The sequence below is a fragment of the Cupriavidus laharis genome (genome assembly GCF_914271435.1).
Classification (GTDB): domain Bacteria; phylum Pseudomonadota; class Gammaproteobacteria; order Burkholderiales; family Burkholderiaceae; genus Cupriavidus; species Cupriavidus laharis.
This window is the reverse complement of sequence record NZ_CAJZAI010000003.1, coordinates 398,287-423,097: the sequence shown is the minus strand read 5'-3', so window position 1 is coordinate 423,097 and position 24,811 is coordinate 398,287. Positions and strand designations below refer to the sequence as shown.

24 protein-coding genes and 1 riboswitch are annotated in these 24,811 nt (G+C 65.7%); of the genes, 10 read left to right on the top strand and 14 right to left on the bottom strand.

Going from position 1 to position 24,811, the window contains the following annotated elements:
- From LDO29_RS09200 to LDO29_RS09190, 3 genes are all read right to left on the bottom strand, one after another.
- Positions 1-474, bottom strand: coding sequence for a CreA family protein (locus LDO29_RS09200; protein ID WP_224079476.1), 474 nt, complete (start codon positions 472-474; stop codon positions 1-3).
- Between the two features lie 7 nt (positions 475-481).
- Entirely contained in the window at positions 482-967 is a 486-nt protein-coding gene (locus LDO29_RS09195; protein WP_224079475.1) for an acyl-CoA thioesterase, read from the bottom strand.
- 192 nt (positions 968-1,159) lie between these two features.
- The gene (locus LDO29_RS09190) at positions 1,160-1,441 is read right to left on the bottom strand and encodes an HU family DNA-binding protein (RefSeq protein ID WP_008651272.1); all 282 of its coding nucleotides are present in this window, start codon (positions 1,439-1,441) and stop codon (positions 1,160-1,162) included.
- 521 nt (positions 1,442-1,962) lie between these two features.
- Between LDO29_RS09190 and LDO29_RS09185 the strand changes: the two genes are divergently transcribed.
- Complete coding sequence (locus tag LDO29_RS09185; protein WP_224079474.1) at positions 1,963-3,165, top strand: ammonium transporter; 1,203 nt, start codon at positions 1,963-1,965, stop codon at positions 3,163-3,165.
- Positions 3,166-3,357: 192 nt separating this feature from the next.
- Positions 3,358-4,185 (top strand): mechanosensitive ion channel family protein, encoded by an 828-nt coding sequence (locus tag LDO29_RS09180; RefSeq protein WP_224079473.1) that lies wholly within the window; start codon positions 3,358-3,360, stop codon positions 4,183-4,185.
- 3 nt (positions 4,186-4,188) lie between these two features.
- On the opposite strand, the gene LDO29_RS09175 is transcribed toward LDO29_RS09180, so the two are convergent.
- On the bottom strand, positions 4,189-5,409 hold the full coding sequence (locus LDO29_RS09175) for a Bcr/CflA family multidrug efflux MFS transporter (RefSeq protein ID WP_224079472.1): 1,221 nt from the start codon (positions 5,407-5,409) through the stop codon (positions 4,189-4,191).
- A gap of 395 nt (positions 5,410-5,804) precedes the next feature.
- Between LDO29_RS09175 and LDO29_RS09170 the strand changes: the two genes are divergently transcribed.
- Positions 5,805-6,386 carry a hypothetical protein gene (locus LDO29_RS09170; protein WP_224079471.1) on the top strand — a complete coding sequence of 194 codons (582 nt, stop codon included), beginning with the start codon at positions 5,805-5,807 and terminating at the stop codon, positions 6,384-6,386.
- A gap of 54 nt (positions 6,387-6,440) precedes the next feature.
- Here the strand turns inward: LDO29_RS09170 and mdoH are convergent, their stop codons facing one another.
- The 3 genes from mdoH to LDO29_RS09155 form a co-directional block, all read right to left on the bottom strand.
- Positions 6,441-9,026, bottom strand: coding sequence for a glucans biosynthesis glucosyltransferase MdoH (gene mdoH, locus LDO29_RS09165; RefSeq protein ID WP_224079470.1), 2,586 nt, complete (start codon positions 9,024-9,026; stop codon positions 6,441-6,443).
- On the bottom strand, positions 8,999-10,600 hold the full coding sequence (locus LDO29_RS09160) for a glucan biosynthesis protein G (protein ID WP_290369548.1): 1,602 nt from the start codon (positions 10,598-10,600) through the stop codon (positions 8,999-9,001). The genes mdoH and LDO29_RS09160 overlap by 28 nt, the downstream gene beginning before the upstream one ends.
- Before the next feature lie 352 nt (positions 10,601-10,952).
- Positions 10,953-11,327 (bottom strand): hypothetical protein, encoded by a 375-nt coding sequence (locus LDO29_RS09155; RefSeq protein ID WP_224079468.1) that lies wholly within the window; start codon positions 11,325-11,327, stop codon positions 10,953-10,955.
- Positions 11,328-11,577: 250 nt separating this feature from the next.
- Here LDO29_RS09155 and LDO29_RS09150 point away from each other — a divergent pair, with 250 nt between their 5' ends.
- The gene (locus LDO29_RS09150; RefSeq protein ID WP_224079467.1) at positions 11,578-11,988 is read left to right on the top strand and encodes an RT0821/Lpp0805 family surface protein; all 411 of its coding nucleotides are present in this window, start codon (positions 11,578-11,580) and stop codon (positions 11,986-11,988) included.
- A 15-nt stretch (positions 11,989-12,003) separates the two neighbouring features.
- On the opposite strand, the gene LDO29_RS09145 is transcribed toward LDO29_RS09150, so the two are convergent.
- A complete protein-coding gene (locus tag LDO29_RS09145) occupies positions 12,004-12,558 on the bottom strand; it encodes a surface-adhesin E family protein (protein ID WP_224079466.1) in 555 nt (184 codons plus the stop codon).
- Positions 12,559-12,661: 103 nt separating this feature from the next.
- A complete protein-coding gene (gene ribB / locus LDO29_RS09140) occupies positions 12,662-13,333 on the bottom strand; it encodes a 3,4-dihydroxy-2-butanone-4-phosphate synthase (RefSeq protein ID WP_224079465.1) in 672 nt (223 codons plus the stop codon).
- Positions 13,334-13,509: 176 nt separating this feature from the next.
- Positions 13,510-13,672, bottom strand: a riboswitch (FMN riboswitch).
- A 222-nt stretch (positions 13,673-13,894) separates the two neighbouring features.
- Between ribB and LDO29_RS09135 the strand changes: the two genes are divergently transcribed.
- Positions 13,895-14,521 carry an acyloxyacyl hydrolase gene (locus tag LDO29_RS09135; protein WP_224079464.1) on the top strand — a complete coding sequence of 209 codons (627 nt, stop codon included), beginning with the start codon at positions 13,895-13,897 and terminating at the stop codon, positions 14,519-14,521.
- 11 nt (positions 14,522-14,532) lie between these two features.
- Here LDO29_RS09135 and LDO29_RS09130 read toward each other — a convergent pair whose 3' ends face one another.
- The gene (locus LDO29_RS09130; protein ID WP_224079463.1) at positions 14,533-15,390 is read right to left on the bottom strand and encodes a helix-turn-helix domain-containing protein; all 858 of its coding nucleotides are present in this window, start codon (positions 15,388-15,390) and stop codon (positions 14,533-14,535) included.
- Between the two features lie 169 nt (positions 15,391-15,559).
- Complete coding sequence (locus LDO29_RS28325) at positions 15,560-15,760, bottom strand: hypothetical protein (protein ID WP_396022643.1); 201 nt, start codon at positions 15,758-15,760, stop codon at positions 15,560-15,562.
- A gap of 258 nt (positions 15,761-16,018) precedes the next feature.
- Here LDO29_RS28325 and LDO29_RS09125 point away from each other — a divergent pair, with 258 nt between their 5' ends.
- From LDO29_RS09125 to LDO29_RS09115, 3 genes are all read left to right on the top strand, one after another.
- The gene (locus LDO29_RS09125) at positions 16,019-17,332 is read left to right on the top strand and encodes a hemolysin family protein (RefSeq protein WP_224079462.1); all 1,314 of its coding nucleotides are present in this window, start codon (positions 16,019-16,021) and stop codon (positions 17,330-17,332) included.
- Positions 17,333-17,620: 288 nt separating this feature from the next.
- Entirely contained in the window at positions 17,621-18,943 is a 1,323-nt protein-coding gene (locus LDO29_RS09120) for a bifunctional diguanylate cyclase/phosphodiesterase (protein WP_224079461.1), read from the top strand.
- Positions 18,944-19,078: 135 nt separating this feature from the next.
- On the top strand, positions 19,079-19,210 hold the full coding sequence (locus tag LDO29_RS09115) for an entericidin A/B family lipoprotein (protein ID WP_041680161.1): 132 nt from the start codon (positions 19,079-19,081) through the stop codon (positions 19,208-19,210).
- Between the two features lie 98 nt (positions 19,211-19,308).
- Here the strand turns inward: LDO29_RS09115 and LDO29_RS09110 are convergent, their stop codons facing one another.
- From LDO29_RS09110 to LDO29_RS09100, 3 genes are read right to left on the bottom strand one after another with little or no spacing between them, the layout of a single operon-like run.
- On the bottom strand, positions 19,309-19,950 hold the full coding sequence (locus LDO29_RS09110) for a bifunctional 4-hydroxy-2-oxoglutarate aldolase/2-dehydro-3-deoxy-phosphogluconate aldolase (RefSeq protein WP_224079460.1): 642 nt from the start codon (positions 19,948-19,950) through the stop codon (positions 19,309-19,311).
- Positions 19,951-19,983: 33 nt separating this feature from the next.
- Complete coding sequence (locus LDO29_RS09105) at positions 19,984-20,919, bottom strand: sugar kinase (RefSeq protein ID WP_224079459.1); 936 nt, start codon at positions 20,917-20,919, stop codon at positions 19,984-19,986.
- A gap of 12 nt (positions 20,920-20,931) precedes the next feature.
- Positions 20,932-22,200 (bottom strand): amino acid deaminase, encoded by a 1,269-nt coding sequence (locus tag LDO29_RS09100; protein WP_224079458.1) that lies wholly within the window; start codon positions 22,198-22,200, stop codon positions 20,932-20,934.
- Between the two features lie 191 nt (positions 22,201-22,391).
- On the opposite strand from LDO29_RS09100, the gene LDO29_RS09095 reads away from it, so the two are divergent.
- Complete coding sequence (locus LDO29_RS09095) at positions 22,392-23,312, top strand: MurR/RpiR family transcriptional regulator (protein WP_224079457.1); 921 nt, start codon at positions 22,392-22,394, stop codon at positions 23,310-23,312.
- Between the two features lie 4 nt (positions 23,313-23,316).
- A complete protein-coding gene (locus tag LDO29_RS09090; protein ID WP_224079456.1) occupies positions 23,317-24,780 on the top strand; it encodes an N-acyl-D-amino-acid deacylase family protein in 1,464 nt (487 codons plus the stop codon).
- Positions 24,781-24,811: the final 31 nt, after the last annotated feature.

Here is a 24,811-nt window from a genome sequence, read left to right as displayed (position 1 = left end):
CTACTTGACCGGAATGGCAGTGTCAGCCGGCACCGGCACGGCCGTCACGCTGTTCTGCGGGCTGCCGCTGACGATGCGGTCGGAGTACGTCAGGTAGACCAGCGTATTGCGCTTGCGGTCGATGGCTCGGATCACGTGCAAGGTCTTGAACAGGATCGACATGCGTTCCGAGAACACGTCGTCCTGCTGGCGCAGCGGCCCCTTGAACGAGATCGGACCCACTTGCCGGCATGCGATCGACGCCTCCGGCGGGTCTTCCGCCATGCCCAGCGCCCCCTTGATGCCGCCCGTGCGTGCACGTGACACGTAGCAGGTCACGCCCGGCACCATCGGGTCGTCATACGCTTCGATGACCACCTTGTCCGAGCCGGTCATGCGGAAATTGGTGTTGACGCTGCCGATTTCCTCGGCCAGCGCATGGGCGCCAGCCACCGCCAGGCAAGCGCCGGCGAGCAGGGAAAGAATACGCGCCATGGCCCGGTCAGCTCCCGGACACCTTGATGGCGTCGTGCCGCTTTTCCATCTCCTGGCGCAGTGCGCGGCGCTGCTGGGCCGCGGCAAAGCGCTGGCGCTCGACTTCGTCGCGCGGCTCCAGCGGCGGCACTTCGGCCGGCGCGCCGTTGTCGTCGACGGCCACCATCGTGAAGTAGCAGCTATTGGTGTGGCGCACCAGCTTGCTGCGGATATTCTCGGTCACCACCTTGATGCCGATTTCCATGGAGCTGCGCCCGGTGTAGTTCACCGAGGCCAGGAAAGTCACCAGTTCACCGACGTGAATGGGCTGGCGGAACACCACCTGGTCCACCGACAGCGTGACCACATATCGGCCTGCGTAACGGCTGGCACAGGCATAGGCGACCATATCCAGGTACTTGAGGATGGTGCCGCCGTGCACGTTGCCGGAGAAGTTGGCCATGTCCGGCGTCATCAGCACGGTCATGGAAAGCTGGTGGGACTGGTCGTTCATGATGGTGATGCAGGTTGCGGGGGCCGAGGCGCGGCAGTGTAACCCGTAAACCGGCGCTCGGGGGCACCGGGGCGGGCGCGGCGCAGCACCGCGAAATGGCCGGAGCGCCACCCGCCGGGCACCGGACAACAGCGCCGCGAATAAAAAAGCGGCCCGACAGGCCGCTCTCTCGCTAGTCCGGACGCAGACAGCTTACTTCTTCTTGTTCACGGCGTCCTTGAAACCTTGTCCAGCAGAAAACTTCACGGTCTTGGCGGCCGGGATCTTGATCGTTTCGCCGGTGCGCGGATTGCGGCCCGTGCGGGCGGCGCGTTTGCCAGAGCTGAAGCTGCCAAAACCCACCAGCGTTACCGAATCACCCTTTGCCACTGCCTTCTTGATACTGTCCAGCGCTGCGTTGAGCGCACGCTCGGCTGCGGCGTTGCTCAGTTCTGCTTCCGCGGCGATGGCCGATACCAGTTCACCTTTATTCATGGCTGATTTCCCTTGTTGGTCGTCGTCACCGATGTATCTGCCAGCAGGCAATTGCATCGATCGGCGCAGTCTAATCTGCCCTTCGCGCCTTGGGCAATCCCCAGTGGCACCAATGCAACGAAAAAACCCGGAAATCCTTGCTTGAGGCCGGTTAGCGGGCGATTTCCCCCTCTGTTCCCGCTGTTTTCCCCGTGCCCTTTCTGCATGGAGCGCACGTTGCCTGCGCCCGCCAGTCCGCCGGCGACGGCCACCCTGCCGTGCCGCACCCGACATTCCCATTAATGGTGCAATGCACCGTCACGGTTCATGCCGATGCTTTGCCGCTGCATCATTGTGGCGCACGCCGACCGGCCCGCACTGAGTGAGATAGGCTGTCTGCACCACGCTGCAATCGCAGATTCAGCCCGCCTGGCGGCAATCCGGTGCGAATGCCACCATGTCGGTGCACCTCGCACCAGCATGCAGCCGGCGCTGGAATACTTTTTGCGTACCCATGCTCCCATTTTGAGCATGAGGGACCTATGGACAATTGGAAGACTGGCACCGACGCCATGTTCATCCTGCTTGGCGCAATCATGGTGCTTGCCATGCACGCCGGCTTCGCCTTCCTGGAGCTGGGCACGGTGCGCAAGAAAAACCAGGTCAATGCCCTGGTGAAGATTCTGGTGGACTTCGCGGTTTCCACCATTGCGTACTTCTTTATCGGCTACACCGTCGCCTACGGCGTGCAATTCATGTCCGGCGCCGATACGCTGGCACAAAAAAGCGGCTACGAACTGGTCAAGTTCTTTTTCCTCGCGACATTTGCCGCGGCCATTCCGGCGATTATCTCGGGCGGCATTGCCGAACGATCCCGCTTCAATCCGCAATTGCTTGCGACGTTCGTCCTGGTAGGCTTTGTCTATCCATTCTTCGAAGGCATTGCCTGGAATCAGCGCTTCGGTATCCAGGACTGGATCACACACCTGACCGGCACCCCATTCCATGATTTCGCCGGGTCGGTGGTGGTCCACGCGGTAGGCGGCTGGATTGCATTGCCCGCGGTGCTGCTACTCGGCGCACGCCGGGGCCGTTACCAGAAGGACGGCCGCATCAGCGCGCATCCGCCCTCGAACATCCCGTTCCTGGCATTGGGTGCATGGGTGCTGGCGGTCGGCTGGTTCGGCTTCAATGTCATGAGCGCCCAGACCGTGGACAAGATCAGCGGCCTGGTTGCCATCAATTCGCTGATGGCCATGGCCGGCGGCACGCTGGCGGCCTGGTGGGCCGGCCGCAACGACCCGGGCTTCGCCTATAACGGCCCGCTGGCGGGCCTGGTGGCAGTCTGCGCCGGCTCGGACCTGATGCACCCGCTCGGTGCGCTCGTCACCGGCGCCGTGGCAGGCGTGCTGTTCGTTCACCTGTTCACCCTCGCGCAGAACAAATGGCACATCGATGATGTGCTCGGCGTCTGGCCGCTGCATGGTCTGTGCGGCGCCTGGGGCGGTATTGCGGCCGGTATCTTCGGCACGCACGCGCTCGGCGGGATCGGCGGCGTTTCGCTGGGAGCGCAGCTGATCGGCACGCTGCTTGGCATCGTGATCGCCGTCGCGGGCGGCACGATCGTATATGGCACGCTCAAGAAACTGGTGGGCATCCGCCTGGATGCGGAGGCCGAATTCAACGGCGCCGACCTGACCCTGCACCGCATCTCGGCCACGCCAGAGCGCGAAACAAACTGGTAAGTCCCTGCGGGAACACGCGCGCGCATGCGCGTGTTCCTGACAATTCTTTTCTTGAACTTCCCCAGACGGCATGGCAATAATTGCCGTGCCCGCCGTCCTGCGCCGCACCAGCGTGCAGGATTTACCAGACAGTCTTCGCAGTTCTTCGTTTCTTGCCGGCAATTTGCCGGCCAACAGACCAGGGGAATGCCGATGGATGCGTCAACGTTGGAGAAGTTCCAGACCGTGGTCGTGGCCTATGCCACGGAGTTCGGAGTCAAGATCCTGGCCGCGCTGGCCTTCTGGATCATCGGCCGCTGGCTGATCCATGTCGTGGTTCGCATGGTCCAGAACGCGCTGGGCAAGCAGCAGGTGGATCCGACGCTGCTGCGCTATGTCGGCTCGATCGTGACGGTCGCACTGAACGTGGTCCTGGTAATCGGTATCCTCGGCTACTTCGGCATCCAGACCACCACCTTTGCCGCGTTGATCGCCGCGGCCGGCGTGGCCATCGGCATGGCGTGGTCGGGCCTGATGGCCAACTTCGCGGCCGGCGCCTTCCTGGTGGTGCTGCGGCCGTTCAAGGTCGGGGACTTCGTGACCATCGGCGGTGTCACCGGGACGGTGCGGGAGATCGGCCTGTTCGCGACGACGCTCGACACGCCGGACAACATCCTGACGGTAGTCGGCAACAACAAGATCTTTTCGGACACGATCCAGAATTTCAGCGTCAACCCGTTCCGCCGCGTCGAGTTGAAGGCCCAGCTTGCGGGCAGCACCGACGCGGCCGCCGCAGTCGCTTTGCTCAAGGAGCGTATCGGCGCGATTCCAAATGTCCTGGCCGATCCCCCGGTCGACGTAGAGATCCTGGAATTCACGCTGGTCGGGCCCGTCCTGGCGGTACGCCCGTACTGCCACAACGACCACTACTGGCAGGTGTACTTCGATACCAATCGCCTCATCCGCGAGAGCTTCGGCCAGGCCGGCTATGCCGCGCCCATGCCGGCGCAGATGGTGGTCGTAAAGAACGCCGCGGCCTGAGCGTCAGGCAACAGCACTCGCTGACGCCCCTGCTTGCGCCCAGGCGCGCAGGGCTACCGCGCCCACGCCGCAGGCGGCCATCACCACCGCCAGCGGCAAGGCCGTGCCGTCGTGCCAGAGGCTTACGGCAGCGCCGGCCGCAGTGCCGAGCGAAAACTGCAATGTCCCCATCAGCGCCGAGGCAGTACCAGCGCGATACCCCTGGTGCGTCAGCGCCAGCGCCGAGGCATTGGGCGTGATACAGCCCAGCGCACCGATAAAGACAAAGAAACCGGCCAGCAGCACCGGCAACACCAGTATGCCGGCAAGCGCCGCAGCAGCCAGCATCAAGCCCGCGGCGCAGGGTGCGAGCAGCGCGCGGCCGAGCACGAAGTCCAGCGGGTGGCCTTGCACCAGCCGGGCATTCACCTGCGACATGGCGATCAACCCGAGCGCATTGGCACCGAAGACAAAGCCATAGTGCGACGGATCGATGCCGTGCAGTTCGATCAGCACAAACGGCGATCCGGCGATATAGGCGAACATGCCGGCCTGCCCGAACCCCGCTGACAGTGAATAGCCCAGGAACTCGCGGTCGCGCAGCAGTCCGGCATAGCTTGCCGCAACGGCGCCGGGATGCAGCCGCGCGGCGCGTTCACGCGGCAGCGACTCTTCCATGCGGAAGTGCACCAGCGCCAGGATCAGCACGCCCGCAAGCATCAGCAACCAGAAGATGGCACGCCAGCCCAACGCGCCGAGGATGGCGCCGCCAATGATCGGCGCCAGGATCGGAGCCAGCCCCATCACCAGCATCAGCGACGAGAATGCCCGGGCCGATTCGTGGGCTTCGAGCCGGTCGCGGATCACCGCGCGGGCCATCACCATGCCTGCACAACCGCCGAGCGCCTGCAGGAAACGCCAGAGCATCAGCGACTCGACGCTGCGCGCCATGGCGCAACCCGCCGCCGCCAGCGCGTACACGCCCAGGCCGACGTACAGCGGCGGCTTGCGCCCGAAACGGTCGCTGATCGGGCCATAGAACGCCTGCCCCAGTGCCAGCCCCACCAGGAACGTGCCCAGCGTCAACTGAACCTGCCCGATATCCACGCGCAGGTCCGCGGCCAGCGCGGGAAAGCTGGGCAAGTACATGTCGATCGACAGCGGCGCAATGGCGGTCAGCGAGGCGCAGATCAGCAGCCAAGCGGGAAAACGCGCAGCCTTTTGGCTGCCGGAGGATTGGGGCATCAGTGTCAGTCCGGGGAGTCCGTGCCAGCGGCGGCAGTGCATCTCAGGCAGCCGCCAGACCGCGAATTGTTGCACAGCATGACAAATCTGGCTGGAATGACAAAGGTCCGATGTCTACGATATTTGCCGCCGGGCTGCGCCGGGACATTGCATGCCCCGCCAACGTCGGGTTCGGCAAATATCCTAATCTTGACAGTATTGGCCTCGTTGACAGTTTGCATGGCACAAGCGCACAAGGAACAGTGTCATGCGGTTGCCCGCGTATTTCCGTGTGGCGCCGCTTTCACGCGAATGGGGGTGGAGGGTACAATGCGAGCCTGCCGGCGTTGTCTACGCGACAGACCGGCCGCCGCGCAGAGATGGGCGACAGGTTTGCCCCGGCAACGTTATCCTGCATGAGAATACGACACACGCCGCTCACCGCTTCGCTTGGCTCAGCCGCTCTCGCGGCTGCACTGCTGCTGCCGTGGCCAGTGCAAAGCGCCCCGGCACAGCTGCGCACGCCGCCCGCCTCGGCGCCCGCGCCAGTATTCGATGAAGCCGATGCGCTGGCCCGCATGCTCAAGGGTGCTGCGACCGGACAGAATACCGGCGCGGCCGGCGTGCCCGAACTGCTGCGCAACACCAGTCGTCCCGACGGCGTGCTGGCGCGGGCGTGCCGGCAGCTCAACGACGCACTGCCGATCGAGATCGATGGGGAAACCCGCCTGCGGCGCTGCCAGTCGACGCCGGGCAAACACGTGCTGTTCCAGCTCGAGCTGACCAACTACCGCGGGCCCATGCTCGACCTTGCAAGCTTCGAGGTCAATTACGCGGCGCCGCTGCAGCGCAATATCTGCGCCAACCGCGACGTGGAAATCCTGACCAAGCTTGGCGTCAGCATGATGTTCCGCTACATGACACGGAACGACCGCGGCGAACGCCGCGTCGGCGACGTCTACATCAACGCGCCGATCTGCACCTCTGCCTTGCGCTGAGGGCCACTGCGGGCATCCGCACCCGGGACGCGGCGGCACCACGCCCCTGCCCGCTCAGGCACCACGCGCACGCAGCGGCAGCACGTTCGGCGCGCGCCGGACCAGCAGGCGGATGTCCTTCCACCCCGCATCGGCCAACGGCGATCCCCAGACGAGTTCATGCAGCTTTGACAACGCGAACGGATCGCCCAGCAGGATATGCCGCTGCGATGCCGTCAGCGCGCGCGGGCCGCCGGTCAGCGCGTGCTGCACCAGTGCCGCATGGCGCTCCTTCGTGGATCGGGGTTGTACGACACGCGCCGATGCAGTCGCGCACATCAGCGCGTTGGTGACCGGGTCGACCACGGCATCGACGAAGTCCGGCGTCTCGGCCACTTGCTCCACGTGCTGCTGCGTTTCGACGATTTCCCGTGGCGGCATGGCTTCCTCGGGAATCATGAACAGCCCTGCCTCACGCGATGCCCGGCCGAACGAGACCCGCGACAGCATGACCGACAGCGGAATCGACAACGCCAGCGAGCCTACGATCGGCAGCAGCCACAGCACGTAGGACGGATTCAGCCAGTACACCAGCGCACCCCACGCAAGCCCAAGCAGCGTGTGCGAACCATGCCGGCGCAAGGCTTCACCCCACGTGGTCTCGGCATCTTCGCGCGGCGGCGATTTCCATGAAATCCCCCAGCCGCTGTAGGCCGCCACCACGAACTTGGTGTGGAACAGCATCCGGGTCGGCGCCAGCAAGGCAGACAGCACGACCTCGATCAGCATGCTCAGCACCAGGCGCGGCAAGCCACCGTACTGGCGTGCATGCCGCACCAGCAGCAGCACGCTGGCCACCTTGGGCAGGAACAGCAGCGTGGCGGTGGCGGAGAACAGCGCAAGGGCCTTTTCCGGGTGCCATTCGGGCCAGGTCGGGAACAACTGGTAGGGCTGCGTGAAATACTCGGGCGGCACGAGCGCATGGCGGGCCAGCATCGCCGTCGACAACAGCAGGAACAGGAACCACAGCGGTGCCGACAGGTAGGCCATGATGCCGGTCAGGAACACGGCACGGTGCACCACGTGGAAGCCCTGCTTCATCCACAGCCGGAAATTCATCAGGTTGCCCTGGCACCAGCGGCGGTCGCGCTTGACCTCGTCGAGCAGGTTCGGCGGCAACTCTTCGTACGAACCGGGCAGGTCATATGCAATCCACACGCCCCAGCCCGCGCGGCGCATCAGCGCAGCCTCGACGAAGTCGTGCGACAGGATCTCGCCCGAAAGCGGCCCACGGCCAGGCAATGGCGCCAGCGCGCAGTGTTCCATGAAGGGCCTGACGCGGATGATCGCGTTGTGGCCCCAGTAGTGCGATTCGCCCAGTTGCCAGTAATGCAGGCCGGCCGTGAACAGCGGGCCGTACACGCGCGTGGCGAACTGCTGCACGCGCGCATAGAGGGTTTCGCGCCCCACTGCCAGCGGTGCGGTCTGGATGATGCCGGCACCCGGATTCGCCTCCATAAGCCGCACCAGCGTGGCCAGGCAATCGCCGCTCATCACGCTGTCGGCATCGAGGACTACCATGTAGCGGTACTTGCTGCCCCAGCGGCGGCAGAAGTCGGCCACGTTGCCGGTCTTGCGCTTGACCCGGTGACGGCGCCAGCGATAGAAGATCCGCCCGAAACCGCCCACCGCGCGGCACACTTCCATCCACGCATCGGCCTCCGCCGTGCGCAGGTCCGGATTGCCGCTGTCGGACAGCACGATGAAATCAAAGTTGGCAAGATGGCCCGTACGCGCGAGCGATTCGTAGGTCGCGCGCAGGCCGGCGAAGACGCGTGTCACGTCCTCATTGCAGATCGGCATGATGACCGCCGTGCGCGCGTCGGGCGCGAGCGGGGCATCCGGCGCGGCGGAGCGCGAGATCAGGTGCCGGTCGCCGCCCTTTGCCAGGACAAGGAAGCCCATCATGGCGGTCCAGAAGCCGGCCGACACCCACGAGAACAGTACCGCGAACAGGACCAGGATTGCGATCTCGAGCGGATCGGCGCCATGGTATGGCAGCACCTTGGTCATGAAGTATGTGGCCAGCGCGGTCTGCGCGACCACCAGTCCCAGCAGGAACCAGCGCCGGTGCGAACCAGCGGGGTGCCACTTGCCTTCGGCATCGGGACCATCGTGCAAGGTGTCCCACGTCTCCGGGATCGGCGGGCGGCCCAGCATGCGGCGCCAGGTATTGCCCAGCCAGCCGGTGACGATATGCGGCGGCCACTGGCGTGGCACCATGGAACTGCGCTCCGGCTCGGGGCCGGTGTCCACATGGACGGTGCCGTCGGGTCTGCGCTTCAGCAACGGTTCGCCGGCGACTTGCGGATTGCCGTAGGCCAGCGAGAAACGTCGCGCGACCGAGGCGTAGGTCGGTCCGCCGGGCGCCGGGGATTCATCCCTCGCGGGTTCGCGCGCCGACAGTCTGGACTGCAGTTGCTCGATCGCAGCCTGGGCATCGCGCGGATCGATAGCGATGCCGGCGGTACCGGGCGGAGGCGGGTCGGCCAGCAGTTCAGTGCGTAATTCAGAGGATACGGGCAGGCGGTCGACATAGCGCTCGCATGCCGCCGCCTGGGCCTGTCGCTGCTTTAGCCTGGGGGTAAGATGTAGCTCCACGTCTCGGATAAGGTTGTATTGCCGTTGCGAAGATAGCCGCGCAACTCAACCGGCTTGTTGACATCCTTGCGGCGCATCACCATGGTCATGCGCCAGCCGCCGGTGGCGTCATTGCGCTGCACCGACGTTTTCAGCAGTTCGGCGTTGGCGTCTGCCGACACCACCGGGTCGATGCGTACATCGGCCGGCAGCTTGCGGAAGGCCGGGCCTTCGAAATCCACCGCCAGCGAGAAGCTGGTGTCCTCCTGCTTGCGCGTGAGGCCCTGCCCCAGGCGCGTCTGCGTGACCCACGACAGCGGCGGCATCTGCTCGCCATCCTTCTGCCACAGCAGGCGGTATTCGTAATCGAACGGCTGCCTGGGCTTGGGCGGGTTGTCGGGCACCCAGTACGCCACGATGTTGTCGTTGGTCTCGTCGGGCGTCGGAATCTGGACCAGCTCCACCCTGCCCGAGCCCCAGTTCCCGCGCGGCTCCACCCAGCCGCTCGGCCGCCGCTCATACCACGCGCCGATCTCCTGGTAGTTCGCGAAGCTGCGGTCACGCTGCATCAGCCCGAAGCCCTGCGGATTGGTGGCGGCAAACGACGTCACCAGCAGGCGCTTGGGATTGACCAGCGGACGCCATACCCATTCCCCGGTACCGAGATGGATCGAAAGCCCGTCGGAGTCATGCACTTCCGGGCGGAAGTCAGACTGCGACGGCGGCTGGTTCTCGCCGAACAGGTACATGCTGGTCAGCGGCGCCAGGCCGAGCTTGGTCACATTCTCGCGCAGGAACAGGCGGGACTTGACCTCCATCGACGTTTCTTCGCCGGGCTTGATGACGAAGCGATAGGCGCCGCTCACACGGCGCGAATCCATCAGCGCGTAGATCGTCAGTTGCTTGTCCGAGGCAGAGGGCCGCTCGATCCAGTATTCAACAAAACGCGGGAACTCCTCGCCCGAATTGAGCGCGGTATCCACGGCCAGTCCGCGCGCGGACAGCCCGTACCACTGGTCCTTGCCCAGCGCGCGGAAATAGCTCGCGCCCAGGAACGAAGCCAGTTCATCCTTGCGCTTGCCCTGGTTGAGCGGGTACAGCACGCGGAAGCCGGCAAAGCCCAGGCCCTTCAGCCGCGCAGCATCGACCTTGTGCGGACCGTAGTTGAACGCAGCCGGATCGAAGCGGAATTCGCGCACGCTGCCGCCGACCACTTCGTGGATGCGCACAGGCTGGTCGAAAACCATGCCCTCGTGGAAGAACGACAGCTCGAACGGCAGGCGCGCATTGCGCCACGCAAAGCGCTCCGGCTTGTACTCGATCTCGCGGTACTGCTCGTAGGACAGCTCGCGCAGTTCACGCGGCAGGTTCTGCGGCAGTGCCTTGTACGGAGAGGCCGCCAGTTGCCGCGCCCGTGCCGCGACGGTATCGAAATCGAAGGCGTGCGCCGCCATGGCAAGCACGGCGAGCGCGCTGCCGCCCAGCCACCGGGCCATCCGTACGCGCACCCTGGCCGACACCCCGCGACAGCGCACACGGACGGAGTGCCGTGCAGGCGATGTTTCGGACAGGCGTGGCGTGGCGTTTGATGACATGAATGCCCAGATTGGAAGCGTGGACGGTGCGACCGGCTCTTGCAGCCGGAATGACGGACGACCTGGGGGACAGCTCTGCGGCCCACCAAGCAAGAGACAGACCTGGCGTGGCCGCGTCTGGCTCGAGGCGCGAAAAAACCGAGCCTCGGGCCCGGTCTCGCTTGGTTGCGATGTGCGACAAACCTTAACAATTCGAGACGAAAAAGTCACGTTTCGATCACGCAAGGTTTGCAACAAAATGAAACCCCCGCGCCGGCAAAGGCGCATCGCGCCTTTGCCGTAAACGTCTGCGTCACACCGTGCCAGCAGCGGCAACTGCCGCGCGGCATGTAGTCCGGCCCGCTACGAAGCGCTATTGCTTCGCACCGTCGGTGTAGGTGTCGAACTTGCCGCTCTTGGCACCGTCGGTGTAGGTATCGAACTTGCCCGCTTTGGCGCCGTCCGTGTACGGGTCAGACTTGCCGACCCTCTGGGCGCCCTGGATCGCTTCGAGCTGGTCAGTACGCGCGCCAGGGGCCAGCGCTGTCACATTGTCGGACTTGGCGCCTTCGGTATAGACGTCAAACTTGCCGGTCTTGGCGCCATCAGTGTACGTATCGAACTTGCCAGCCTTGGCACCATCCGTATATGGGTCGAATTTTCCGCCCTTGGCGGCAGGGGATTGGGCATGCACGACGCCGAACGCAGCGGCGAGCGCCAGGCCGAGGGTGAGGTGGCGCAGCTTCATGGGGACTCCTCTCGCGGTGATTACGCGTTGTGCCCCGCTGCCTGTCGATGCGGATGGCGTTGCGGCAAGCATCAGTGGCAACAATCAACGCTAGGCCAGCGAAAATCGGCTGTCAACCACGCTTGCCGCGCAAGCGGCGCGAGAGGCGCCGCCAGCCGTCATTGGTGCAACGGTTGGGCTTACAATGCACTGGCCCGCACGCGGCCGCCGGATCCGGGCCGCAGCGCCAATGTACAGAAAAGGAACCATCATGCTGTCTCGGCAAGCCCGACGTCTTCACCCCGTTGCCCTGGCCAGCGCACTGGGCGCCACGCTGATGCTCGCCGCGGCTGCTCCCGCCCAGGCGTACTTCGACAACTACCTGTCCGGCACCATCATCGGCAAGATGAGCAAGGATGAAGCGGCATCGTTCGCCAAGTCCGTGCGCAAGGCGCTGAACGACACCGCGGACGGCCAATCGGTTTCCTGGGAGTTTCCCGCCAGCGGCAAGCGCTTGCCGGTGGAAGGCACGCTGACTCCCGTCACGAGCAAGACCGACCAGGGCCAGTCGTGCCGACGGCTCAAGACCGACCTCAAGCGCGGCAGCGCCGAAGAGCACTGGAGCGGCTGGTTCTGCAAGCAGAAGGATGGCCAGTGGAAGTCACGCCAGGTCGCTGAATAGCGGACAACCCACCCCTCAGCGGCACAGCCGCCGCATCAGGTCTGCGGCCACCGACCCGGTGGCCGCCGGCTGGAAGCGCGCAGACTGCGGCGCACGGATAGTGTAGAGCGCCTCGCCCCTGGCAAAGCGCTTGCTGTAGAGCGTTTGCTCCACCACGGCCACCATCGAGGACGCGCAGTTGAGCACCATGCGCTTCAGCGAGGACCGGATCGGTTCGCCGCTTGTGGTACGGATCACGCCCACCGGCGCATTGCGCATGACCACCACGCCGACCTCCGGCCCCGCGCGCTTGACGGCGACCTGGTCGAAGTACGAGATCACGCCGTTGGCACCCATCAGCGGAAGCCAGCGTTGCGGGTCAGGCGCTGCCGGGTCGGGCGCGGCAACGACTTTGCAACCTTCACGCGGCGTGGAACGGAAGACTGTGCCTCCGGACGGCTGCTGGCATTCGTACAGACCGGCGGCAGCGGCAGGACGGCTGTCGTAGCCAGCCCCGGATTCGGCGTGGGCCGCCATGCCCATGGCGCAGCCGACCAGCACGGCGGCGCATCGAAAAATGCGGAAAAACATTGAAATGCCCTCGAATTGACGGGAAAAGCGATCCGCATTGTCGCATATGCCGCCGTGCTTGCCGACCCGCACGGCACGAAATCCACTGAGTATCAGCCGTATGTCAGCCGTGTATTTCCCGCCAGGCAACCAGATCCGCGATGGTCAGCACCGGCAGACGGTACATCTCGGCAAACGCCAGCGCCTCGGGACGGCGCGCCATCGTACCGTCGGGATTCATCAGCTCGCAAAGCACCGCGGCCGGTGACAAGCCGGCCATCCGGGCCAGCTCGACAGAACCTTCAGTGTGCCCGCGCCGCACCAGTACGCCACCATCGACTGCCACCAGCGGGAACACATGGCCCGGGCTGACCACTGCATCCGGTCCGGCGTCCTCTGCAATCGCCGCGCGGATCGTGGTGATGCGGTCCACCGCGCTCACGCCGGTGGTCACGCCCACGCGCGCTTCGATCGACACAGTGAATGCCGTGCCGTACTGGCTGCGGTTGTTTTCCACCATGGGGCGCAGTCCGAGTTCGCGCACCTTGCCGGCCGTCAGGCACAGGCAGACGATACCGCTGCACTCGCGGATCATCATCGCCATGTTGGATGGGGTCAGGCATTCGGCGGCCAGGATGAGATCGGCCTCGTTCTCGCGGTCGTCATCGTCGAGCAGGACAACCGGGCGCCCTTCGCGCATGGCGTCGAGCGCCTGCGCAATGCGCACCGCCAATGGGCGCTCGTCGGCATCGGCTGCAAGCGTGATGAATTCGGATTCGTTGGAAAGGTTTGGCATGAAACGCTCCTTGCTAGCTGATCAGTGGGCGTTTCAGGGGAGGATCAACGGAAGCACACAGGCAACCACGGCAGGCGCGTGGCATGACGGCACCGGTCCGCGCACGGACGACGGCGTCCGGCCGCGGCAAGCGTGACCATCCATACCCTGGGCCCGAGGCGGCCAGGCAGGCTTCCGCCCATCTTCTTTCATCCGGACTATGACCGTCGGCCCTGGCCTCGCACCAGGTCTGCTGACCCTGCACAGAATGTGCAGGCGCTCGCGGGCTCGCCGCATCGCACTTGTCGTACGCTGCGACATACCGCCGGTGGGGACTTTCACCCCGCCCTGAAGACGTAACGGTGCCGGCAAGCCGCGCTGTACCCCGATGGCAAGACGCAAAGAGTACCGGCGCGCCGATCTTAGCACGGCTGTTCGTTTTTCTTTCGGGCTGCAATGTGTCCCACCGTGTACTACAACTAGATCAGGTGTGATGAAAAAGGGACTGTGCGTGACATCGCCCAATCCTGGATGCGCCCATACCGCGCGTTCCGGACCGTCCCGACAACAACGAGCCAACCTATGCGACCGCTGCCCGATGACCGGCCTGGCTGTTCCGCTCCTGTAACCCTGCGCTGCAAGCTTTCTCCTGCGCGATGTATCCGGCAGGCGGCACTGGCCACGGCCCTGTCCGGCGCAGCGCTTGGAGGCGGCCTGGCGCAGGCTGCCCCGCCTATACCAGCCGTCCAGCTTGGCTATGGCTTCGACACCAGCCACGACGTCCAGAAGGTGGAAGCAGCCTTCCTGTGGGACTCCGGCTTTGCCTGGGGCAACCCGCAGGGCTTGCTCCTCGACCTGCAATGGGAAGTCAATGTTGCGCGCTGGCATAGCACCAGCAGCAACAACCCGCGCAACCCATGGGAATTCGGCTTCTCCCCGGTGGCCAGGCTGGCCTGGAAGCGCTATAGCTGGGTGCCGTTCCTGGAATTGTCGCTGGGCCTGCGCCTGATGACCGAGACCCGAAGCTCCGATGACCACGTCTTCTCGACCGCCTTCCAGTTTTCGGAATACGCGGGCGTCGGCGTGGCGTTCGGCAAGGAACAGCAGTTCGCGGTGGGCTACCGCTTCCAGCACATCTCGAATGCCGGAATCAAGGAGCCGAACCCCGGCACGGGCTTCAGCACGGTGTACCTGCGCTACCGATTCTGAGACAGCGTGAGTCAGCCTTGCGCCAGCGCTTCGAATACGTCGCGCGTGGCATCATCGGCCGGGAAGAAGCACTCGATGCGCAGCTCCTGAAGGGTAACGTCTTGCGGTATGCCAAGCGTGGTCAGCGTGGAAAACAGCGAGGCGCGGAACGTGCCGGCGCACAGCGTCACCGGCAACACGGGCGGCGGCGGCCCTTCGGACGCGTCGTCGTGGGGCAGCAGCGCGCCGCCGGGGCCGACCATGTCAGGATGCCAGGCCGCAATCCGCGCGAAGATTTCCCGCGCAGTCTGGTCATTGGCCTGAACCTGGAGTTCTTGCCAGACTCGCCGCAAGAGGTAGCGGCCGACCTGACGCGCGTTCTCGATCACCGGCCACAATCCCTCCGGATTGAACACGGTCAGCATCAGGTTGATCCGCCCGCCGCCGTCTTCCAGCGCCGCGGGTGCGCGGCCGGCGAGCAGCACATCGAGCATGCGTCGGTAAGCAGGATTGGCGTCGACAAGGTTCCAGAAACGGTCGAGGACCACGGCCGGGAACGGCTCCTGCTTGGCGAGGATCAGCGAAATGGCCTGCTGCACCATCTGCAGCGGCGGAGAGACAAGGGCGTGTTCGCTATAGGCCGGAGCATAACCGCCAGCCAGCAGCATGCGGTTGCGCTGGCGCAGCGGCACACCAAGCCGTTCGGACAGCGCCAGCACCATCTCGCGGCTGGGCCTGGAACGGCCGGATTCGAGAAAGCTGATGTGGCGCTGCGACACCCCGGCGGCCAGCGAGAGCGCAAGCTGGCTGTAGCCGCGTCTGCTGCGCCAGTAGCGCAGCAGGCCGGGAAAATCGAGGGCGGTCTTGGAGCCGGGTGTCAGGGTTTCCATGTGACGTATTACAGCATGCGTCACGCTGTCCGGCGACTACCTGTGAGGTAATCAGGAAGATTCACTCCACCCGGTGTCAAAGCGGTAACCCCTTGCACCGAAGCACGGTATCTGGCGGCATGTTCGCTGGCAGTCCGCCGAGACGCCCTGCACCGGGAAAAACCGATCCTCAGCAATTACCCTTCTTGGCTTGGCCCGGCGGGCAGAAACTCTGGTTGCCATACTGGTCTACCCTGCAATTTCCTTTCTTGGCCTGTCCAGGCGGGCAGCCTGGACCAGGCCCCGCTCCGTACCCGGCGTCGTACGGAGCAACGACGCAGCCGGCCAGCAAGGTAGTAGACGCAATCAGCAAGGCAAGTCCTCTCAGCATTGTCTTATCCTGTGTGGGTTGTTGTCAGGCGAAGCATAGCGAACATGTTTGCGCCGCATGTAACGAATCGCAATTTGCTTACTCTTTATGGCCTATCAGCATGCCATGCTGGCATGCAGCCCAAAGGGGCCTTGCATTGGCAATTGACGCAAAGGTGTCGCCCTACTTTGCGCCTCAAGCGCCACACCGCGACAAGGTGTAACAGGCGAATGGTATGCTTGGTCTTTTAACCCCCGCGCGCAACGGGCGCGCACCCTGATGGAAATTGCCATACTGCTGGCGCTGATTCTGCTCAACGGTCTGTTCGCCATGTCCGAGATCGCGCTGGTCACCGCCCGCAAGGCGCGCCTGCAGCGCCAGATTGAAGACGGCGACCGGGGAGCGATCGAGGCAGTCAAGCTTGGCGAAGACCCGACCCGGTTCCTGTCCACGGTCCAGATCGGGATTACCTCGATCGGCGTGCTCAACGGCGTGGTGGGCGAATCCACACTGGCGCAACCGCTTGGCGCCTGGCTGCAGGGACTCGGGCTGCCGCAGACCACGGCTGGCTACGTGGCCACGGCCATTGTCGTGGCCGGCCTGACCTATTTCTCGATCGTACTGGGCGAACTGGTGCCCAAGCGGCTGGGCCAGCTGGCTCCCGAGTCCATCGCCCGGCTGGTGGCCCGCCCGATTGCCTGGCTCGCCGTGGCCAGCACCCCGTTCGTCAAGCTGCTGTCCAGTTCGACGCGCCTGGTCCTGCGTGTGCTCGGCGTCAAGACCGATCGCGGCCCCGGCGTGACCGAAGAAGAAATCCACGCGCTGCTGGTCGAGGGCTCGGAGGCGGGCATCATCGAGCAGCACGAGCACACCATGGTTCGCAACGTGTTCCGGCTCGATGACCGGCAATTGGCTTCGCTGATGGTGCCGCGCGGCGACGTGGTGTATCTGGACATCGAAGTGCCGCTGGAAGAAAACCTCAAGCGCATCGAGGAATCGGACCACTCCCGCTTCCCGGTCGTGCGCGGCGGCATGCATGACATTGTCGGCGTGGTCAGCGCACGCCAGTTGCTGGCCCGCCGCCTGCGCGGCGAGGAAGCGGACCTCATGGCCGTGGTGCAGCCGGCAGTGTTCGTGCCGGAGAGCGTCACGGGCATGGAACTGCTGGAGAACTTTCGCGGCTCCGGCGGCCAGATCGCCTTCGTGATCGACGAGTACGGCGAGGTGCTCGGCCTGGTCACGCTGCAGGACCTGATCGAAGCCATCACCGGGGAATTCAAGCCGGACAGCGTGGACGAGGAGTGGGCCGTCCAGCGCGAAGACGGCTCCTGGCTGCTCGACGGCCTGATTCCCATTCCCGAGCTGAAGGACCGTATCGGCCTGCGCCAGGTGCCCGAGGAAGAAAAGGAGCGCTATCACACGCTGTCGGGGATGCTCCTGCTACTGCTCGGCCGGCTGCCCCAGACCGCGGACAGCGTCCAGTGGAAAGACTGGCGCTTCGAGATCCTGGACATGGACGGCAAGCGCATCGACAAGGTACTGGCCTCGCGCGTGCAGCCGTCTGAAGGGCCCGAAGAGGAAACCACCGGCTGACACCAGCACCGTCCGTCGCCACTCATCGCCGCAGTTCCCCGGTACCCGGCAAATCTCGAAGCTGTCAAGGCCGGCGTGTCGAGTGGCGGCCATATCGGGCTTATGCCCCGGTCGGCATGCTCCAGCCGCCTTCCCTGCCGTATGATCGAAGCTGCGCCACACCGGACGCCGCGATACTGCCCGCCGGGCAATGTGCAATCGCGGTGGCAGAATTCGAAAACAACCGCAGAACAGGATGCGCGGACAGTAGCCAGCGCCTCGCCGGCCTTGCCCGCAAAAAGAGATTGCATGCACCAAGACGACGCCGACGACAGCACCGGTCAGCGTGCCGGAAACGCGTACGACATGGTCCAGCCCGCCGCATTCGTGGCTGCGCTGGGTAATTGCCGCGCGTCTTCCGGCGGCGCGCAACTGGTCATTCTCGTCATTCGACTGGATCGCTTTGCCAGCGCATGCGAATCCGTGGGCCCCAAGGGAGCAGCGCGCCTGCGCCAGCTCGTACAGGCGCGCCTGGCGCGCTTGCTGCTACCGGAAGCCCGCATGTATTGGCTGGGGCCGGCCGACCTGGCCGTGGTTACCCCGCTGCCGCCCGCGGCGCAGGACCCCGCGCCGCTGGGACAACGCATGGCCGACGAACTGGCGCGCCCTTTCACGCTGGACGGCCTCGAGCTGTTCCTGTCCTGCAGCATCGGCGTGTCCCTGGACCACCCGGACATAGCCGCGGAGCGCAGCCTGCAACATGCCTTTGATGCCATGCTGCGCATTTGCCGCCAGGGTGGCGACGGACTGGCGAGCGCCATGCGGGCCGGCACGCCCGCCGCGAGCCAGATGATCGCGGCGTTGCCGCACGCGCTGGAACGCGGCGAACTTGGCCTGCACCTCCAGCCCCGCGCCGATTTCGAAGGCGCCCGGATCAGCGGCTACACCATCCGGCTGCGCTGGCGCCATCCCGCACTCGGCAGGGTTGCGCCGCAGGACTTCCTGCCCGCACTGGAAGGCCTTGGACTGATGGGGCCGGTGGGCAACTGGCTGCTCGGCAGCCTGGCGCCACTGGCGCGAGTGGCCGAGGATATCGGGCCACTGCAGTTCACCTTGCTGGCATCCAGCGCGCAACTGTATCAACTGGACATGGTCGACGCACTCGCGCGCACCCTCGATGCCGGAGCCGTCGCACCGCAGCGGCTTTGCATCGAGGTGCCCTCCACCAATTTGCCGGACGACCCGGAGCTGCTCGCCAGGTTCGAAGCGTTGCGCCGGCGCGGCCTGCAGCTCTCGCTCGGCGACTTCGACAACCACCCCGAAAGCCTGGAAACCTTCGGCCGATTGCGGCCCGACCGTGTCACGCTGGACGTGCGCAGCCTCGGGCACGCCCACCAGCCCGCCAACGCGGCGGCCGGGCTGCAGGCGGCCTGCACCCTGGCACGCAAGGCGGGGGCTTCGGTCTGTGCCAAGGGCGTGGAAACCCGCAAGCAGCTTGAACAGGTGCACGGATGGGGCTGTCACAGTATCCAGGGATACCTGCTCGCCCAGCCATTTCCGGCAAACTGGCTCGCGCAGACGCACTGGGCCATCCAGCAGCGTGCCCGGGAACTGCTCGGGCCGGCGGCATAACGCGCCGTGGCGCCAGCGCGGCGCCTTACCGCTGGGCTGGTACGATTTACAAATTGCGACACATCGCGTGTGATACCAACCGCCACTGGCGGTAAAATCTGGCGCGAAATGTCAATGACCTGAAAGGAGCCCGGCGTGAAGAAAGGTTGGATCTGGTGCGTACTGTTCGCGACCTTGCTGGCTGGCTGCAATACCATGGCCGGACTTGGCCAGGATATCCAGCGCGGCGGCCAGAAACTGGAAGGCGCGGCTGACCGCCACAAGTAAGCGGCAAGTCCCTTTGCAGGGGCTCAGCGCAACCCAGGCAAAACGGCACGCATGGCGTGCCGTTTTGCTTTCCATACCGTGACCGTGCGTGCGATGGCTCAGCCCCGCCGCAGCGCTGCGGCTTCCTCGGCCAGCTTGCGGATGCGGCCCCAGTCGCCAGCGGCGACGGCATCCTTGGGCACCACCCAGGAACCGCCCACGCACACCACGTTAGGCAAGGCGAGATAGTTCGGCGCCAGCGCCGCGTCGATACCACCGGTGGGGCAGAAGCGCAGCTGCGACAGCGGCCCATACAGCGACTTGAGCATCGGTATCCCGCCTGCCGCCTGTGCCGGGAAAAACTTCAGGAACGTGAAGCCGGCTTCCAGCGCGGCCATGGCTTCGCTGGCCGTGGCCACGCCCGGCAGCAGCGAGATGCCGGCATCCTGCGCACCCGCTGCCAGCGTGGGCGTCAGGCCCGGCGATACGGCAAACTGCGCACCGGCATCGCGCACGGCGTGAAGCTGCCCCACGGTCAGCACCGTGCCGGCGCCTACGCAGGCGTCCGGAATCTTCGCGGCCACGGCGCGCATGGCGTCCATCGCAACCGGTGTGCGCAGCGTGATTTCCAGCAGCGGCAGGCCGCCGGCCACCAGTGCTTCGCTGACATGCAGCGCTTCATCGACGGAGCCGAACTCCAGTACAGGGATGACCGGCACATTGGCCAGCCGTGCGAGCAGCGGGGAAGGTTGAGCTTGCATGGAAGTCTGGATCGTTGCGGACAAGAAAGTGAATCAGGCAATCACGGACACCGACTGCGCCAGCCTGGCGAGCACGGTCTCCGCGGACGGAATTGGCGCCACCGCGCCATAGCCGGTGGTGGACAGCGCGGCCGCCACGTTCGCATAGCGCGCGGCCTCGAACGGATCGGCACCGGCGGCCAGCCGCGCGATGAAGCTGCCGCCGAAGCAGTCGCCCGCGCCCGTGGCGTCGACCGGTTTGACGGGGAATGGCTCCACCAGCGTGCGCGACTCGGCCGTGGCCACGTAGGCACCCTCTTCGCCGAGCTTGAGCGCCACCAGGCCGATGCCGCAGCCCAGCAGGTAATCGACGATGGCATCGCGGTCATCGAGCCCGGTCAGCACGGTGATGTCGTCCCAGCTTGGCAGGCACACGTCGGTGAGCGAAAACGCCTCGCGCATGATGCCGCGCGCCCGCGCCAGCGACCACAGGCGCAGCCGCAGGTTGGTATCGAGCGACACCTTCACGCCGGCCTTGCGCGCATGCTCCATCGCAGCCAGGCCCGTGTCGCAGGCGCTCGTGCTGATGGCCAGGCTGATGCCCGACAGATGCAGGAATTTAGCCTGCGCGATCGTGGCCAGCGGCAGTTGCTCGTGATGGTAGCGGGCCGCGGCGGAGCCCTCGCGCAGGTAGTCGAAGCGGTGGCCATGGTTGTCATGGCTGACGAAATACACGCCGGTCGGTGCTGCCGGATCGACCCGGACGTGGCGCGTGTCCACGCGCTCGCGCGTCCACAGCGCCATCAGGCGCTCGCCGAAACTGTCCGCACCCACCGCGCTGATGTAGCCGGTGGTACCGCCCTGCCGTGCGGCCGCAATGCAGAAATTCGAAGTGTCGCCGCCAAAGCCCTGCAGGTAGCGGGTCGGGTCGTCGGGCTGCTGGTTGAATTCCACCAGCGGCTCGCCATAGGCCAGGATGTCGATGCTCATGGCGCGCTCGTCTCAGAAGAAGGTCTGGACAATGTCGATGACGCGCATATCGCCGTCGAGCACGGGGATATGCCGCCACTTGTCGAACGTCAGGCACGGGTGCGAGATGTCAAAGGCGATCATGTCGCCCACCCGGATATCGTCGCCCGCACGGATCTGCAGGTACGCGTGCTGGTCCATCATGCCCGTGACTTCCCAGTGCGCGGGCACAGCCACCGGAACGGCGTTGCCCGGACGGTAGATCACCGCGGGAATCGGCATGCCCGCGTCGAACGCCGCGTCGCGCTTGCCCATGCCGATGATGGCGCGGTCAGGTTCCGGCACGGACTGCACGTAAGCCCACAGCTGCAGCGCCGGTAGCAGGCCCTCGCGCATCTTCTGCGCCACCGGATTGCTCGCGAGAATGCGTTCCTGCGCGGCCTTGTAGATGCCCACATCGTGCGTCAGGTAGCAGCCGGGACGCAGCACCACCTCGATCGGCGTGCCGATGTCGGTGCGGGCAAATTCTTCCGCCACCACGTCGTACCAGGCCGACCCCGCCCCCGACATGACCACCGGGCTGCGGCCAAAGCGGCCCTGTTGCGCAATCTCGCGCGTCACCGCCACCGTGCGCTGGAGGAATCGGCGGATATCAGCCTCTTCTTTGAGCACGCCCTCATAGATCTCGACGCCCGCCAGCAACAATGCATCGGGCCAGCGCGCCAGCGCCGCAAGCACGTCGGCCTGCTGCGCGGCGTCGCGCACGCCGGTGCGGCCGCCTTCCACGCCGAGTTCCAGCAGTACCTGCAGTTTCTGTCCACGTTCATGGAAGTACGCGCCGAGCTGGTCGACCAGCTCGGCGGAATCTACCAGCGAGAAGAACTCGAAGCCGGGATCGCGCAGCAGGTCCGCGATGATTTCCATGTTACGGCGGCCCACGAGCTGGTTGGCCATCAGCACTCGGCGCACGCCGTGGGCGTAGGCCGCGGCAGTCTGGTGCGCCGTCGCCAGCGTAATGCCCCAGGCACCTGCGCCGAGCTGGCGCGCGAACAGCTTGGGCGCCATGGTGGTCTTGCCATGCGGCGCAAGCTGCACGCCATACTCATTCATGAAGCGGCGCATCCATTCCAGGTTGTGAGACAGGCGTTCCTCATAAAGCACTGCCGCTGGCAGGCTGAGTTCTTCGCGCAGCAGGCTCCAGCCGGTCTGGCCGGCGTCTTCGGGCGCAATCGGGGCCTCCAGCCTGCCCAGCGCCTTGTTCAGTGGATCGATCGTGCCGGCTTGGTACTTTATTTCACGCATGCCTGTCATCACCCTGAAAAAATCTGATTGACGTAATGATATCCCTGAAATTACGATATTTCACCATTGTTATAAAGTAACACGCCGATCCCGGACAAGCCGTCTGGAAGATCAGCGCCGCGCCACCGCGATGCGACAGGGCCGGCACTACCAGTTATAGCCCTTCGCCAGCCCCTGAACCTTCCCGAGCCATGACCGCGCCCTTCGACATCCTGACCCGCATCGCCGAGCGCGGCCCCGCGCTGCGCCTGGCCGAGCAGAAGGTGGCGCAAGTCGTCCTGGAAGACCTGGCCGGCGCGGCGGCGGCGAGCATCAACGAGCTGGCGCGCAAGGCCGGCGTGAGCGAAGCCAGCGTAACGCGCTTTGCCAAGGCAATCGGCTGCCGCGACGTGCGCGACCTCAAGCTGCGGCTGGCCCAGGCCACCGCGGTGGGCATGCGCTTCCTGCAACCGGACGGCATGCCGGCGCCGGCCGACACCCCTGCCACCCTGGCCGACCGCATCCATGCCGACGTGCTGACGGCCCTCGAGGTCAACCGCAAGCTGATCGATGCCGACCGCGTGGAACAAGCCGCACGCCTGTTGCTGGGCGCACGCATGGTCTACGCTTTTGGCATGGGCGGCGGATCGTCCTTCATGGCCGACGAGGCGCGCCACCGCCTGGCGCGGCTCGGGCATCCAGTGGCCAGCTACCAGGACGCGCTGCTGCAGAAGATGGTGGCAGCAACGCTCAGCCGCGAAGACGTGGTGCTCGCGTTTTCGGCGAGCGGCAGCGTGCCGGAAATGCTGGCGAGCTGCGATATCGCGCGCGAGTACGGCGCCAGGCTGGTGGCCGTGACGGCGCTGGGTTCGCCGCTGGCGGCGCGCGCCGACGTCCTGCTGCCGGTGCGCACGCTGGAGACCGACTTCATCTTCAAGCCGTCGGCCTCGCGCTACGCGATGTTGCTGGTGCTGGACGTGTTGGCTACACAATGCGCGCTGCTGCAGCAGGACCAGAGCAAGGAACGGCTGCGCCGCCTGAAGTATGTGCTCGACGCCCACCGCGACCCCGGCGGCGAGCGCAGTCAAGACGCAGGCGTCGGCCCGGACGGCCGCCAGCCGCTGGGAGACTGACTCTATGCCACACCTGTTTGACACCCTGATCCGCTGCGTGACCCTGCTCGACGGCTCGGGAGCCGCGGCCCGCATGGCCGACGTGGCGCTGCGCGATGGCCGGATCGCCCGCATCGACGAAGCCGGCACCATCGATCCCGATTCCGCTGCCCACGTGGTGGAAGGCCACGGCCTGGTCCTGTCGCCGGGCTTTATCGACGTGCATACCCACGACGACACCAATGTGGTGCGCCAGCCCGAGATGACGCCGAAGCTCTCGCAGGGCGTGACGACCGTGATCGTCGGCAACTGCGGCATCAGCGCAGCGCCCGTCGTGCTGTCGGGCGACCCGCCCGACCCGATGAACCTGCTCGGGCATGCGGATGCTTTCCGCTACCCGGACTTCCGCTCGTATGTGGACGCGGTCGACGCCGCGCAGCCTGCCGTCAACGTCGCCGCACTGGTCGGCCATACCGCGCTGCGCAGCAACCATATGGACAAGCTGGACCGCGCTGCCACGCCTGCGGAGATTGCTGCCATGCGCGCGCAGCTCGAAGAGGCGCTGCAGCACGGCGCACTGGGCCTCTCCACAGGTCTCGCATACGCCAACGCATTCTGCGCCCCGACCGAGGAAGTGCTGTCCCTGGCCGAACCGCTCGCGCATGCCGGCGCGCTCTACGCCACGCACTTGCGCAGCGAGTTTGCAGAGATCCTCGACGCGATGGACGAAGCGTTCCGCATCGGCCGCCATGCGCGCGTGCCCGTGGTGATCTCGCACCTGAAATGCGCCGGCGTGCCCAACTGGGGCCGCAGCACCGAAGTGCTGGACGCGCTCGACGCCGCGCAGCGCTGGCAGCCCGTCGGCTGCGACTGCTATCCCTATACCGCCAGCTCGTCCACGCTGGACCTCAAGCAGGTGACCAGCGACTTCGACATCATGGTGACGTGGTCGGAAGGCGCGCCCGAGATGGGCGGCCGCCTGCTGGCCGATATCGCGGCCGAGTGGCAGGTCGACCTGTACGAGGCTGCAGGCCGCCTGATGCCGGCCGGCGCCGTCTACCACTGCATGGAAGACGCCGACGTGGACCGCATCCTGAGCCACCCGGCAACCGTGGTGGGCTCCGACGGCCTGCCCAACGACCCGCTGCCGCACCCCCGCCTGTGGGGCGCGTTCCCGCGCGTGCTCGGCCACTATGCGCGCGATCGCGAGTTGTTTCCGCTGGCGGTGGCCGTCAACAAGATGACCGGCATGTCCGCCGAGCGCTTCGGCCTGGCCGGCCGCGGCTTCGTGCGTGAAGGCTACTGGGCCGACCTGGTGCTGTTCGACGCCGACACGATCCGCGACGCGGCCAGCTTCACCGATCCCATGCAGCCGGCCGAGGGCATTGCCGCGGTCTGGGTCAACGGCGAGCTGTCCTGGCAGCAGCGCCAGCCCACCGGCGTGCGTGCCGGCCGGTTCCTGCCGCGCGGCACCCGGCCGGCGGCCTGACCTTCCCCCTCTTTTGTTTCATCCGATTTCA